The organism is Vibrio sp. Y29_XK_CS5 (assembly GCF_024181835.1).
GTDB classification, from domain to species: domain Bacteria; phylum Pseudomonadota; class Gammaproteobacteria; order Enterobacterales; family Vibrionaceae; genus Vibrio; species Vibrio harveyi.
Genome location: NZ_JAMZAM010000006.1, coordinates 161,463 through 176,535, shown reverse-complemented (window position 1 = coordinate 176,535; position 15,073 = coordinate 161,463). Strand labels below are relative to the sequence as shown.

The window sequence follows — 15,073 nt, the reverse complement described above, 5'->3', positions numbered from 1 at the left end:
AATAATAAGCGAGAATACCGCGCAATATTGAATCGAATAAAGCTTGTTTGAATTTCGAGCAAGTCATCAGACATCAAAGAAGACCAGTTTCATGTCAAATACACCTTTTCTAGGCGAAGTTTCTAAGCGTAGAACGTTCGCTATTATTTCTCACCCGGATGCGGGTAAAACCACCATTACTGAAAAAGTACTGTTATTCGGAAACGCGATCCAAAAAGCAGGTACGGTTAAAGGTCGTGGTAACGCACAGCACGCAAAATCAGACTGGATGGAAATGGAAAAGGAACGTGGTATCTCGGTTACTACTTCTGTAATGCAGTTCCCTTACAACGATTGTCTGGTAAACCTACTTGATACTCCTGGACACGAAGACTTCTCGGAAGATACTTACCGTACTCTAACGGCAGTTGACTCATGTCTGATGGTTATCGATGCAGCGAAAGGTGTTGAGGACCGTACTCGTAAACTAATGGAAGTTACACGTCTACGTGACACGCCAATCGTAACCTTCATGAACAAACTTGACCGCGACGTTCGTGATCCAATGGAAGTATTGGATGAAGTAGAAAACGAATTGGGCATGATGTGTGCGCCAATCACATGGCCAATCGGCTGTGGTAAAGAGTTTAAAGGTGTTTACCACATTCACCGTGACGAAACGATTCTGTACGAATCAGGTCATGGTCATGAGATCCAAGAAGTTCGCATCATCAAAGGTCTAGACAACCCAGAGCTAGACGAAAAAGTAGGTGAAAGCCTAGCAGAAAGCGTTCGTGAAGAGCTTGAACTTGTCATGGGCGCATGCCCTGAGTTTGACTTAGAGTTATTCCTAACGGGTGAACTAACGCCAGTTTACTTTGGTACGGCACTGGGTAACTTTGGTGTTGACCACATGCTAGATGGTCTGACGGAGTGGGCTCCTGCACCGAAAACGCGTCAAGCAGTTGAGCGTGATGTTGAAGCAACAGAAGACAAGTTCTCTGGTTTCGTATTTAAGATCCAAGCAAACATGGATCCAAAACACCGTGACCGTATTGCCTTCATGCGTATCGTATCGGGTACTTACACGCAAGGCATGAAGATGAACCACGTTCGTCTTGGCAAGCAAGTGAGTATTTCAGATGCGGTAACCTTTATGGCGGGTGACCGTTCTCGTGCAGAGCACGCTTACGCGGGTGACATCATTGGTCTACACAACCACGGCACTATCCAAATTGGTGATACTTTCACTCAAGGTGAAGCGCTGAAGTTCTCTGGTATTCCAAACTTTGCTCCGGAATTGTTCCGTCGTATTCGTCTAAAAGATCCATTGAAGCAGAAGCAGCTACTAAAAGGTCTGGTTCAGCTGTCTGAAGAAGGTGCGGTACAGGTATTCCGTCCATTGCAAAACAACGACCTTATCGTAGGTGCGGTTGGTGTACTTCAGTTTGACGTGGTTGTGGCTCGTTTGAAGTCAGAATACAACGTTGAAGCGATCTATGAAGGCGTGAACGTGGCAACTGCTCGTTGGGTTGAGTGTGGCGATGCGAAGAAACTGGATGAGTTCCAGCGTAAGAACCAAACGAACCTAGCATTGGACGGTGGCGATAACCTAACTTACATTGCACCGACCATGGTTAACCTAAACCTAGCGCAAGAGCGTTTCCCTGATATCGATTTCCGTGCGACACGTGAGCACTAATCGAATCTAGCTCGCTTTACATCGCGTACTAGATTATAAGCCGCCGTTAGCTATACACTTAGTTAACGGCGGTTTTTTTATTTGGTTTACAAAGAACTCTATGAGCTAAAAAGGGTGGGCAATGAACTGGTTTAAAAAAGGACTTAAATGCTACGATGATTGGTGCAAAGAGATGGGACTAACACCCGATCAAAAGCGCAGTTGCGTGCCGTACAAACAAGACCCAGCTAATGAGCCATCTTCAACAAAGAAAGAAGAGCAAGAGAAGCCAAGTAATGAAACTGTTTGATACTCATTGCCACTTTGACTTTGATGTCTTCCAAGATGACTTTGCATATCAAGTTGAGCTTGCGCGTGAGCAAGGAGTAGAGCGCATCCTTATTCCGTCTGTCGGGCCAAGTAATTGGACTCGCATTCAAGACCTCGCCAATCAATATTCTCATCTCTATTATGCACTGGGTTTTCATCCCTATTTTCTCCAACAAGAGTTTGAGCAATTTGCTCCAGAGTTGGAATCATTGCTTTCTTCGTCCAACCAGCAATGCGTTGCAATAGGAGAGTGCGGTTTGGATTTCGCCATCGAAGTGCCAGTTGAGCGACAAGAGCGCGCGCTTGAGTTGCAATTTGAGCTAGCAAAGCGGTTTGATTTACCGGTGATCCTGCACAGCCGCAAAGCGCACAATCGACTTATTCAAATGGTCAAAGCGGCACATTTACCAAAAGGTGGGGTGTTGCATGCGTTCTCAGGCAGCTACCAACAGGCGATGGAATGGGTTCGATTAGGCTTTTCGATTGGCGTCGGAGGCACCATTACGTATCCGAGAGCTAACAAAACTCGCGACGCAATTCAAAGATTACCCCTTGAACATCTCGTCTTAGAAACGGATGCCCCAGATATGCCTATACTTGGCTATCAGGGTGAGCCGAATCATCCCTTACAACTTATTCATATTCTCAATGAATTGGCTTCTTTACATAGCAAAAGCAAGCAATCGATTGCTTCTCAGCTGTGGGAAAATAGCAATTCTGCTTTCTTTATATGTGAATAAAATCTAAAGAAGCTGTTTAAAAGCGAAAACGTTTTCCTGCTTATTGTGAGTTGACTCACAAACGAGAGTGAATCAATGATGAATCTTATAAGAAAGTGTGAGGGTGGCATTACTTTAATTGATTCTGCATGAGTATAATTGCCCCCGCTTTATAGCTCCATTTTGTAACACGCCAACAAATAACTTATAAGGAAGTCATAAACTATGAGCCTGTTTATGAGCCTAGTCGGTATGGTAGTGCTTCTTGCTATCGCATTTGCATTTTCCAATAACCGTAAAGCTATCAATCTAAGAACTGTGGGTGGCGCATTTGCTATCCAATTCATCCTAGGTGCATTCGTTCTTTACGTACCTTGGGGCCGTGATCTACTAAACGGTTTCTCTACTGGTGTTTCTAACGTTATCAACTACGGTAACAACGGTTCATCATTCCTATTCGGTGGTCTTGTTTCTGACAAGATGTTCGAAGTATTCGGCGGCGGCGGCTTCATCTTCGCATTCCGCGTTCTTCCTACACTGATCTTCTTCTCAGCACTGATTTCAGTTCTTTACTACATTGGCGTAATGCAGTGGGTTATCAAGATTCTTGGTGGTGCACTACAAAAAGCGCTTGGCACTTCTCGTGCGGAATCAATGTCTGCAGCAGCTAACATTTTCGTAGGTCAAACTGAAGCACCTCTTGTTGTTCGTCCTTTCGTTCCAAAAATGACTCAATCTGAGCTATTTGCGGTAATGTGTGGTGGTCTAGCATCTGTAGCTGGTGGTGTACTAGCAGGTTACGCTTCAATGGGTGTACCTCTAGAGTACCTAGTAGCAGCATCATTCATGGCAGCACCAGGTGGTCTACTATTCGCTAAGATTCTTCACCCAGAGACTGATCAGCCTCACGAAGACATCGAAGAAGCAATGGACGGTGGCGACGACAAACCAGCTAACGTAATCGACGCAGCAGCGGGCGGTGCGGCTTCTGGTCTACAACTAGCACTAAACGTTGGTGCAATGCTAATCGCGTTCGTAGGTCTGATTGCGCTTGTTAACGGTATGCTAGGTGGCATCGGCGGTTGGTTCGGTATGCCTGAACTGACTCTAGAACTAATCCTAGGTTACGCGTTCTCTCCACTAGCATTCCTAATCGGTGTTCCTTGGGACGAAGCAGTTGTTGCTGGTTCATTCATCGGTCAGAAACTAGTTATTAACGAATTCGTTGCTTACTTGAACTTCACACCTTACCTAGGTGACAGCGCTCAAGTAGTTGCGGCAACTGGTGAAGTAATGTCTGAGAAGACTACAGCTATCATCTCATTCGCACTATGTGGCTTCGCGAACCTTTCTTCTATCGCGATCCTACTTGGTGGTCTAGGTAGCCTTGCACCAAACCGTCGTTCAGATATCGCTCGCATGGGTATTAAAGCAGTTCTTGCTGGTACGTTGTCTAACCTAATGGCAGCGACTATCGCAGGCTTCTGCCTTAGCCTTGCAGCATTTTAATTAGAATCGGTTCTTAATATATAGACGCCGTTTTAAACCATGCCCTGTAGCAAGAGATTGCTGCGGGGCATTTTTCGTTTTTTGGACCTGAAAACTTAACCGCACGTAGGTCTACGTGAGTGGCTTACGCAGTCGGTGGAATAGGGGCTGGAAAATTTTGAGATACAAACCGTTTGCGCTCTATTTGGTGCTACAGTTTTGCGGTGAATATCTATAATGTAGTAATCACGAGATCGTGGTTATGATAACCACTTAATCATAGAGTGAATATTACATACTCGATGGGCAAATGAATTGCCCTCAATATCAAATCAAACAAGCGTTTTATTGTTTGATGTGATATTAAAGACACCGCAATCATAGATTGTTGTGCCATAGGCCAAACTGGTACTGTGCGGTGACAAGGATAGCAATTGGCATATGACTTTTTCGCAGTATATGCCGAGTCTTCAGGGAACCAAGTCCGTTCATAAATAGACTGTTTAGCCAATTTCTCACACTGTCTCGACTTGTTGATTATAGTTAGAGAAGTGATGTGAGGCTGAGTAGTGAATTTTTTGAATATTGATCGGAGATAGAAATGAGCGATTTAAAAGCAGCAGCGCTACGTGCACTGAAACTTATGGACCTTACTACGCTAAATGATGATGACACTGATGCAAAAGTGATCTCACTATGTCATGACGCGAAATCTGCAGTAGGCAACACAGCTGCAATTTGTATTTACCCTCGCTTTATTCCTATTGCTAAGAAGACACTTCGTGAGCAAGGCACGCCAGAAGTTCGTATCGCAACAGTAACGAACTTCCCACACGGTAACGACGATATTGAAATCGCTGTTGCTGAAACAAAAGCGGCTGTCGCTTACGGTGCAGACGAAGTTGACGTAGTTTTCCCATACCGCGCTCTAATGGCAGGTGATGAGAAAGTGGGCTTCGAGCTAGTTAAGCAATGTAAAGAAGCTTGTGGTGACATCCTTCTTAAAGTGATCATCGAAACTGGTGAACTTAAAGAAGAAGCGCTAATCAAGAAAGCATCTCAAATCTGTATTGAAGCAGGTGCTGACTTCATTAAAACTTCAACTGGTAAAGTGCCAGTAAACGCAACGCCTGAATACGCTCGCATGATGCTTGAAGTTATTCGTGACATGGGTGTTGCAGAAACTGTTGGTTTCAAACCAGCAGGTGGTGTGCGTACTGCTGAAGATGCAGCGGCATACCTAGCAATGGCTGACGAAATCCTAGGTGATAACTGGGTTGATGCTCGTCATTACCGTTTCGGTGCGTCTAGCCTGCTTACAAACCTACTAAATACATTAGAAGTATCGGACGAAGTCGCTGATCCAACAGCGTACTAATTCCAACAATACGTCTGAACGGTAGCACCAACTTTGGTGCTACCAAACCTCTTCTATCCTACTTATACCATGGCTCAAAATGAGCTTGGGAGGCACTAATGTATTTACCACAAGAAATTATCCGTAAAAAACGTGACGGCGAAGTTCTAACAGCCGACGAAATCAACTTCTTCATTCAAGGCGTAGCGAACAACAGTGTATCTGAAGGTCAGATCGCTGCATTTGCTATGACAATCTTCTTCAATGAAATGACGATGCCAGAACGTATCGCACTAACGTGTGCAATGCGTGATTCAGGTATGGTTATCGATTGGAGCCACATGAACTTTGGTGGTCCAATTGTCGATAAGCACTCTACCGGTGGTGTGGGTGACGTAACTTCTCTAATGCTTGGTCCAATGGTGGCTGCATGTGGTGGTTTCGTACCAATGATCTCTGGTCGTGGTCTTGGCCATACTGGCGGTACGCTGGATAAGCTTGAGTCTATCCCTGGCTACAACATCACGCCAACAAACGATGTATTCGGCCAAGTGACCAAAGATGCTGGTGTGGCTATCATCGGTCAAACGGGTGATCTTGCTCCTGCGGATAAGCGTGTTTACGCGACTCGCGATATCACGGCTACTGTAGACAACATTTCACTAATCACGGCGTCGATTTTATCGAAGAAGCTTGCTGCTGGTCTTGAATCTCTAGTGATGGACGTAAAAGTTGGCTCTGGTGCATTCATGCCAACTTATGAAGCGTCTGAAGAGCTAGCAAAATCAATCGTTGCGGTAGCAAACGGTGCAGGCACTAAGACAACCGCTATCCTAACGGACATGAACCAAGTCTTGGCGTCTTCTGCGGGTAACGCAGTGGAAGTACGTGAAGCGGTTCGCTTCCTAACAGGTGAATACCGTAACCCACGTCTACTTGAAGTAACAATGGCGTCATGTGCAGAAATGCTGGTACTTGGCAAACTTGCTGAGAACACAGAAGACGCACGTGCAAAACTGATGGAAGCGCTAGACAACGGCAAAGCTGCTGAGTGCTTCGGTAAGATGGTTGCTGGTCTAGGTGGTCCTGCGGACTTCGTAGAAAACTACGATAACTACCTAGAAAAAGCAGAAATTATTAAACCTGTATACGCAACAGAAACTGGCGTTGTATCTGCGATGGACACTCGTGCTATCGGCATGGCTGTTGTTTCAATGGGCGGCGGTCGTCGCGTTGCGACAGATGAAATCGACTACGCAGTTGGTTTCGATAACTTCATCCGTCTAGGTGAAGTAGCAGATAGCGATAAACCTCTTGCGGTTATTCATGCTCGCACTGAAGAGCAATGGGAAGAAGCCGCTAAAGCACTTCGCAGTGCAATCACTGTAGGTGGTGAGTACACACCAACTCCAGAGGTTTACCGTCAAATCCGTGCAGAAGATCTTTAATCGAATAAGTAATTACACAAGGCCTACTCAACCATAATAAGAAGCCGAGTGGGCCTAAGGAACGAGCAATGAAAAGAGCATTTATTTTAGTACTAGACTCATTCGGCATCGGCGCAGCTGCAGATGCAGAACAATTTGGTGATGTAGGTTCAGACACATTAGGTCATATTGCAGACCAGTGTGAGCAAGGCTTAGCAGATAACGATCAACGTAAAGGCGCACTTCGTCTTCCAAACCTATCTAAGTTAGGTTTGGCAATGGCACATAAAGAGTCAACAGGTCGCTTCGCACCTGGCCTAGACGCAGATGCAGAAATCATTGGTGCGTACGGTCACGCAGCAGAGCTTTCTTCAGGTAAAGATACTCCATCTGGTCACTGGGAAATCGCTGGTGTGCCTGTTCTGTTTGATTGGGGCTACTTCACTGATAAAGCGAACAGCTTCCCGAAAGAGCTGACTGACCGTATCCTTGAGCGTGCGGGTTTAGACGGCTTCCTAGGTAACTGCCATGCATCAGGTACTCAAGTATTGGATGACCTTGGTGAAGAGCACATGAAGACAGGTCAGCCAATTTTCTACACGTCTGCTGATTCTGTATTCCAAATTGCATGTCACGAAGAGACTTTCGGTCTAGACCGTCTGCTAGAGCTTTGCCAAATTGCACGTGAAGAACTAGAAGATTACAACATCGGTCGTGTTATTGCGCGTCCTTTCATTGGTCCTGGTAAAGGTCAATTTGAACGTACGGGTAACCGTCGTGACCTGTCTGTTGAGCCACCATCAGCAACTGTTCTTCAGAAGCTAGTTGATGAGAAGCAAGGTGATGTGGTTTCTATCGGTAAGATTGCTGATATTTACGCGAACTGCGGCATCACTAAGAAAGTGAAAGCGACAGGTATCCCTGCACTGTTCGAAGCAACACTAGAGCAAATCAAAGAAGCGGGTGACAACACTATCGTATTCACTAACTTTGTAGACTTCGACTCAGCGTACGGTCACCGTCGTGACGTAGCGGGTTATGCTGCGGCACTTGAGTATTTCGATGGTCGCATCAACGAAGTGCTAGAGCTAATGGAAGAAGACGATGTTCTTATCCTAACGGCAGACCACGGTTGTGATCCAACATGGCCTGGTACTGACCATACTCGTGAGCACATTCCAGTGATTGTTTATGGTAAGAAAGTACCAGCGGGCTCACTAGGTCGTCGTGATAGCTTTGCAGATATCGGTCAAACATTGGCAAGTTACTTCGGTACATCACCAATGGATTACGGTAAGAACTTCCTATAATTAGGTAGGTTTTGAAAACTAGGAGCTTGATTGCTCCTAGTTTTATGTTGGCAGCATGAAAATGTTGCTTGTCGGAAATGAGAATATTCTAGCCAAAACCGCCAGTAGCAGTGCGGATCGCTAGAGACAGGTTAAGGAAAAGAAACATGGCAACTCCACATATCAACGCAGAAATGGGTGCATTCGCAGACGTCGTTCTAATGCCAGGTGACCCGCTACGTGCTAAATACATTGCAGAGACTTTCCTTGAAGATGTAGTTCAAGTATGTGACGTTCGTAATATGTTCGGTTACACCGGCACTTACAAAGGTCGTAAGATCTCAGTAATGGGTCACGGTATGGGTATTCCATCATGTTCAATCTACGTGACTGAGCTAATCAAAGACTTCGGTGTGAAGAAAGTGATTCGTGTAGGTAGCTGTGGCGCAGTGAACGAAGATATCAAAGTACGTGATGTTGTTATCGGCATGGGCGCTTGTACTGATTCTAAAGTTAACCGCATCCGCTTTAAAGGTCATGACTTTGCCGCTATTGCTGACTACAAAATGGTTCGCGCAGCAGAAGAAGCAGCGAAAGCTCGCGGCGTAGACGTAAAAGTAGGTAACCTGTTCTCAGCAGAACTGTTCTACACGCCAGATCCAGAAATGTTCGACGTAATGGACAAGTACGGTATCGTAGGTGTTGAAATGGAAGCGGCTGGTATCTACGGCGTTGCTGCTGAGTACGGCGCGAAAGCTCTGACTATCTGTACTGTTTCTGACCACATCAAAACTGGCGAGCAAACCACATCAGACGAACGTCAAACTACGTTCAACGACATGATGCTAATCGCACTTGATTCAGTATTGCTAGGTGATGAAGAGTAAGGGCGAACAGCCTTCTATTCTTTTGCTTATCAGCATAAAAAAACAGCCCGCATCATGCGGGCTGTTTTATTTTGATAAATTGGTTTTTGAACTACTTGGTTAGCAATAGGTTTTCACCTTTTTTACGGCGGATCGGCTGTCTGCGTAAAATCATGATGAACAGCATGCCACATGCAAAGCTCATCAGTACCATCATGTACATGTAACGATCACTTTTACGGTAGTGATGATCAGAGATTGCCGTTACACGACCGGTTTCAAAAGTCACTCGTACAAAGCCAATCACTGCGCCATCTGCCAGTACCGGTTCAACGAGCTGCTGACGTCCAATCGACGCTGTCGCAAGTGGCGTATCTAATCCAAGTACCTCTCGTACAGACAGCGCTTCTTTGCTGGATGCAAGACGCACACCTTGCGCGTCATAGATGGTCGCATCGAATACCAGACGGTCTTGTGCTAACTGATTCGTCAGTTTAAGCAGACGTTCTTGGTCTTTATTTATGATCATTTCACTGGCAGATAACGACGCCTGTGAAATCAAAACTTTGGTCAGGGTTTCAAGCTGCTGCGCTTGTATCTTCTCATTACCCTTACTGATGACGACACTGTTTTTGATGGTGACAAATAGCATCACACACAGCAGTATCAGCGCCAGAATTCGTAGGGCATTCCTTACTGAGAATAAGGATTCACTCATGCTCTTTACTCGTCCATTCAAAACAAAACAAAGACTTGCCTTTTTAGCTTGTTGAGGTAACGTTTTAGCAAAGTCACAAGGGATTATATACATGGACGCGTCAAAAAGCTTGCCTATCAGAAGGCATACGACTCTTTTAAAACGACTACCCGAAACTCGCTTTGCTACTCAGCTCGATAAAGCCAAGGCTAACTGGATTGTATTTGGTGAGCACCTTGAGCCTCGCAATTTTGAAGACATCGATTTTTTTACCGGCTTCTACAACCCAATTTTAGATACTTGGAAGGTAGGTCAGTATGAAGTGGCATTGATGGCGGGTAACCTTACGCCAGAGCATGAAACCATTCTGAAAAGCTTAAATCTGGATTACGCTTCTTTAAACGAAGTACCGGATCTTTCTGCGCCGGGTTTGGTTGTGTTTGATATGGATTCAACTGCGATTCAAATCGAGTGTATCGACGAGATTGCCAAACTTGCCGGTGTAGGCGAAGAAGTCGCCGAAGTCACCGAACGAGCCATGCAAGGTGAGCTGGACTTTGAACAAAGTTTACGTCAGCGCGTTGGTAAGCTGAAAGGGGCTGATGAAGCCATTCTTGAGCAGGTACGAAGCCAACTGCCATTCATGCCAGACTTCGAAGCGTTGATTACAACCTTCAATGCATTGGGGTGGAAGACTGCGATTGCCTCTGGTGGATTCACTTACTTCTCCGACTTTATTAAAGACAAAGTGGGATTGGATTTTGCGCAATCCAACCAACTAGAAATTGTTGATGGCAAATTGACGGGTGAAGTGCTTGGCGATGTTGTATCTGCCCAAACCAAAGCTGACATTTTGGTAGAGCTTGCAGAAGAGTACGAGATTGAGCAACACAATACCGTCGCAGTCGGTGATGGCGCAAATGATCTGGTGATGATGTCTGCTGCAGGGCTGGGTGTGGCTTATCACGCTAAACCTAAAGTTGAAGAGCAAGCGCAAACTGCCGTTCGATTCGCAGGTCTAGGTGGTGTGCTGTGTATTCTTTCTGGCGCTTTAGTTAAGCAGCAGAAAATCAGTTGGAAAGCGAAACCATAATCTGGGTTTTCACGACGAAACACGATAGAAAAACACCGCCAGTTTGGCGGTGTTTTGTTATTCAGTCAGTTCTAATCGCACGATCACTTCTTCAGTAATGTCTTCAAATTCGCTGTAGCCAACTAGTGCGGTCAGCTCTTTTTCTAGTTTACTGGCTTGATGAACCCCAAATTGGGTTAAATCACTCAAGTCCTGGCGCAGCAAAGAAGTCATCGGATCAAAGATTGGCGCGGTAGAAATACGGGTTGCGTAAAACTCACCCATCATGCGGGCTTTCTTTATGAACTGAATACGTTCTTTGACACTGGTAAAATCTTGTTGCAGCTTTGACTCTAGCCCAGTGATTTTGCTGCCAACTTTCGCCACGCTGATGTAAACATCTTGATGTCTCGCCTGAGCGCCATCAATACGTTTAATTGGTTCGGCGATCAGAGTGCTAGATCGTCCCTTAAATAATGGTTCGAGAGAGAACTGCTGATTGTGACCAAGGCGCGCATATAACTCGATGTGCTTCGCTAATGGGAAGTTGACACCAATAACGGGAGTTTTCACCGAAGAGGCTGCGCTTTTACTAATAAAGATTGGCGTACTCAAAATACGTGAGAGTAGGACACTGTGCAGCCTTTCCAACAATGCGTTACTTGGCAGCATCTCTTTTTGTGGGATGAGTTTGTCTTGGTTGTGCTCGATAATGCTATTGAAGAAAGCAATAACACGCATGGTTTTGCTGTCTTCATCTATGACAAGTTGCACGCTACGACCATCGGGACTCACCCGAATAATCCGATAAGGGACTTCTGAAAGAGGCAATTTCTTATCGTATAACTGTAGCTCTCGGAAGTTGATGCGTACTTCTTGCCCTGAACGTAATTCCGTCGGCTCATCCAAGCGTAAGCCCAAGCCTCGCTTAGAGATATCCATGGTAAAGCCTGCAGCTTTCGCACTTCCGGTATTAAGCACTAAAGGGGTTTTGAAGCGATAACGGGGCTCTTTTCGACGAGATTGGGCGTCAAAGTAAATACCTTTTGGATTGCCGATGATCTTACGTGGATGGCGAAAAGCATTAAGTGTATTCGCGGGCACGCGAGGTTTTTCAGTAAGCAAATAATCCTGTCCAGACTTCTCATCGGCAATTTCTTGCAAAATGCCTACGTGGGTCAGTTTTTGCGAACTTTCGGCTAACTCAGAAGAAAACGCAGCAAGGTCTTCTTTTTCTTGTTGAGACAGTTCAAAAATCGAAATGCGGAAAGCACGCCAACTGGCGCGTTTGGCTCCCAGGTGCCAGAACAATTGACGCTGCTCTCTGGTCGCTTCTGGGCGCAGCATTGAATAGAAGTACGTTTTGTTGTCATGCTCATGAGTAAAGGAATAGAGCACGTTGGTAGCCCCTTTGACCCCTGGCGCAATTAACGAAGCCATCCTTTTCGGATTGAACAACGAACCAAATACTTGCTGGTTACGCTCATCATGCCAGTATTGCCACATCTTTTGGTTATTTGGTGTCAGCATTGCGAGCTTGAGTTCGCTGCCTTCAAAAAACAGAGGGAGGTTGCTGGTGTGCTTCAGGGCGATATGTTCGTAACCACGCGTGCGAGCGCGAATGATTTTATCTTGGTTATCATGACGAGCACGTTTTGCAGCGCTGTTGAGAGCTTCATCAATCAAGCGAGCAACGACATTGGTCTCGGTCAAGCGAATGGTTCTTAGATAACGAACAGCATCGTTCTCGTAGCAGTCATCCACTGCGAGCACACGATAAGTGATTGGCTTTTCAACGCCGGCAACCTGAGATTTGCTGGCAAACTCGGTAAAGGTAACTTGAATGACTTCGCCCAAGCTGTATTTGAATGCACTAGGGACTTTGAATTTTGCTCCAGAGCTAGAAAGGTCAATACTCAGGCCGTGGATCACTTGACTTTTTGAGCGAATGATTTCTACCTGAGACTGTACTTTTAAGCGCTTTTCTTGGCGCTTTAAGTCGTAACCAAGATGAACCGGTTCGGCAAGGAATGGACTTTTAGGGTCGGTCAGCGATTGTTCTTCATTCTTACCGTTGTTTTTACTCATTACACGAAAGTTGTTACGTGTATTGACCAAGGCTTCCCACATGCCTTCAGTGTAAGCACCGAATTTTTTTAAGTTTTTGTGGTAAGCGTTGAAAGCGACGTCATCCAACCAATGAGGGATGCCATCTAATAAGTATTCACGACATTCACCTTTCACTCTACCTCGCAAATCAATGCTTTTCTTGCAAGGTGCCATGACACGGTTGAGTTCCATCTTTACAAGAATTTTGGCCGATGGCGGTTCCCCCTCGGTCAATTGACCAAGGACGAAGTCAAAGTCATCAGAGCCATAAACTGGGATGAGTCGTTCTGCGAGCGAGAGAATTTCAGATTGCTGCATTATTTCTGTTAAAGTATGTCGTTATTCGAATTATATCGGCTAAGCAAAGCAAAACTTGAGTATATCAAGAGTTCATGTCCAATAAGGTCAGACATGGCAGTGCTTGGTCACATTTGTTGAAAAAACCGAGTGTTGAAAAGATCGAGGCATCATGGCGAAAGCAAAACGAGCGTATGTTTGTAATGATTGTGGCGCAGATTTCCCACGTTGGCAGGGGCAGTGTAATGCGTGTGGTGCATGGAACACGATTACTGAAGTTCGTATTGCTGCATCGCCAACGGTAGCGCGCAATGAACGCTTATCTGGTTATGCAGGCTCAGCGACGGAATCAAAAGTTCAGACGCTTTCCGAGATTGATCTGCAAGAAGTGCCGCGTTTCACCAGTGGGTTTAAAGAACTCGATCGTGTACTTGGCGGTGGTGTGGTTCCTGGTGCGGCGATTTTGATTGGTGGTAACCCAGGGGCAGGTAAGTCAACGTTACTTCTACAAACCATGTGTTTGTTGTCGGCGCAAATGCCTACGCTGTACGTAACGGGTGAGGAATCACTTCAGCAAGTTGCGATGCGTGCTTCCCGTCTTGGTTTGCCAAAAGAGCATTTAAAGATGCTGTCAGAAACGAATGTCGATAAGATCTGTCAAATTGCAGAGAAAGAGCAACCACGCATTATGGTTATCGACTCGATACAGGTTATGCACGTTTCTGATGTTCAATCCTCACCGGGGAGTGTCGCTCAAGTACGTGAATCGGCAACCGCCTTGACGCGTTACGCAAAGCAAAACAATGTTGCTGTCTTTATTGTTGGTCACGTAACAAAAGATGGTACCCTTGCGGGACCTAAAGTACTTGAGCACATTATTGACTGCTCCGTGTTGCTAGATGGTGGGACTGATAGCCGTTTCCGTACGCTTCGTAGTCACAAAAACCGTTTTGGTGCGGTGAACGAGCTCGGTGTTTTTGCCATGACAGGGCAAGGGTTAAAAGAAGTGAACAACCCATCGGCGATCTTCCTTTCTCGTGGTGAAGAGGAGACGTCGGGTTCCTCCGTGATGGTTGTTTGGGAAGGTACGCGCCCTCTACTAGTAGAGATTCAAGCGCTAGTAGACTATTCACAACTGGCAAACCCACGTCGTGTCGCGGTTGGCTTAGAACAAAACCGTCTCTCTTTATTACTAGCGGTACTGCATAAGCATGGTGGTCTACAAATGGCAGACCAAGATGTATTTGTGAATGTCGTTGGTGGCGTCAAAGTCACAGAGACCAGTGCTGACCTTGCGTTAGTTATGGCGCTTTTATCGAGTTTCCGCGACCGTCCACTACCAAAAGATGTGGTGGTGTTTGGGGAAGTGGGCTTGGCGGGTGAGATTCGACCTGTACCAAGTGGGCAAGAGCGTTTGAATGAAGCGTTTAAGCACGGCTTTAAGAAAGCAATCGTTCCTGCAGCGAATATGCCCAAGGGCGGTATTCCTGGTATGCAAATCCACGGCGTGAAAAAACTATCGGAAGCTATCGAAGCATTTGATGAGTTGTAAACGCTATCTTGTGCCCCAATTCTAGGGGTAACAATAATGTTGAATCTGTCCTCATTATTGTCGAATTAAGCACACATATTGCGAAGTTTGACTATTATTTGAGGACGGAAAATCGACGTTAAAATTTTTTTTCTTCCATCCGCACGCAAGGGTATCAGTATTGACAGAATGTGATATACTCTGCGCGCACTTTATACCTTATTAACAGAG

At 45.7% G+C, this 15,073-nt stretch carries 12 protein-coding genes; 10 read left to right on the top strand and 2 right to left on the bottom strand.

The window, feature by feature from the left end; all coding sequences use genetic code 11:
* Positions 1–91 precede the first annotated feature (91 nt).
* From prfC to deoD, 8 genes are all read left to right on the top strand, one after another.
* Positions 92–1,681 carry a peptide chain release factor 3 gene (gene prfC, locus NL647_RS21455; RefSeq protein WP_005449129.1) on the top strand — a complete coding sequence of 530 codons (1,590 nt, stop codon included), beginning with the start codon at positions 92–94 and terminating at the stop codon, positions 1,679–1,681.
* 121 nt (positions 1,682–1,802) lie between these two features.
* Positions 1,803–1,970, top strand: a complete 168-nt coding sequence (locus tag NL647_RS21450; protein WP_239923243.1) for a DUF5363 family protein — start codon at positions 1,803–1,805, stop codon at positions 1,968–1,970.
* A complete protein-coding gene (locus NL647_RS21445) occupies positions 1,957–2,730 on the top strand; it encodes a TatD family hydrolase (protein ID WP_253650666.1) in 774 nt (257 codons plus the stop codon). Before NL647_RS21450 ends, NL647_RS21445 begins: the two co-directional genes overlap by 14 nt.
* A 204-nt stretch (positions 2,731–2,934) precedes the next feature.
* Positions 2,935–4,218: a NupC/NupG family nucleoside CNT transporter gene (locus tag NL647_RS21440; protein ID WP_005449124.1), complete on the top strand. Its 1,284-nt coding sequence runs from the start codon at positions 2,935–2,937 to the stop codon at positions 4,216–4,218.
* A gap of 580 nt (positions 4,219–4,798) precedes the next feature.
* Positions 4,799–5,575, top strand: coding sequence for a deoxyribose-phosphate aldolase (gene deoC, locus NL647_RS21435; protein WP_005449122.1), 777 nt, complete (start codon positions 4,799–4,801; stop codon positions 5,573–5,575).
* 98 nt (positions 5,576–5,673) lie between these two features.
* Positions 5,674–7,002, top strand: coding sequence for a thymidine phosphorylase (deoA, locus tag NL647_RS21430; protein ID WP_005449121.1), 1,329 nt, complete (start codon positions 5,674–5,676; stop codon positions 7,000–7,002).
* A 68-nt stretch (positions 7,003–7,070) separates the two neighbouring features.
* Entirely contained in the window at positions 7,071–8,291 is a 1,221-nt protein-coding gene (locus tag NL647_RS21425) for a phosphopentomutase (RefSeq protein WP_005449119.1), read from the top strand.
* A gap of 146 nt (positions 8,292–8,437) precedes the next feature.
* On the top strand, positions 8,438–9,157 hold the full coding sequence (gene deoD / locus NL647_RS21420; protein ID WP_005449118.1) for a purine-nucleoside phosphorylase: 720 nt from the start codon (positions 8,438–8,440) through the stop codon (positions 9,155–9,157).
* Positions 9,158–9,248: 91 nt separating this feature from the next.
* On the opposite strand, the gene NL647_RS21415 is transcribed toward deoD, so the two are convergent.
* The gene (locus NL647_RS21415) at positions 9,249–9,854 is read right to left on the bottom strand and encodes a YtjB family periplasmic protein (RefSeq protein ID WP_009698713.1); all 606 of its coding nucleotides are present in this window, start codon (positions 9,852–9,854) and stop codon (positions 9,249–9,251) included.
* Positions 9,855–9,945: 91 nt separating this feature from the next.
* Here NL647_RS21415 and serB point away from each other — a divergent pair, with 91 nt between their 5' ends.
* Complete coding sequence (gene serB / locus NL647_RS21410; RefSeq protein ID WP_005449114.1) at positions 9,946–10,926, top strand: phosphoserine phosphatase; 981 nt, start codon at positions 9,946–9,948, stop codon at positions 10,924–10,926.
* A gap of 57 nt (positions 10,927–10,983) precedes the next feature.
* Here the strand turns inward: serB and NL647_RS21405 are convergent, their stop codons facing one another.
* Entirely contained in the window at positions 10,984–13,332 is a 2,349-nt protein-coding gene (locus tag NL647_RS21405) for a PilZ domain-containing protein (RefSeq protein ID WP_005449113.1), read from the bottom strand.
* Positions 13,333–13,483: 151 nt separating this feature from the next.
* On the opposite strand from NL647_RS21405, the gene radA reads away from it, so the two are divergent.
* Entirely contained in the window at positions 13,484–14,863 is a 1,380-nt protein-coding gene (gene radA, locus NL647_RS21400) for a DNA repair protein RadA (protein WP_005439523.1), read from the top strand.
* Positions 14,864–15,073: the final 210 nt, after the last annotated feature.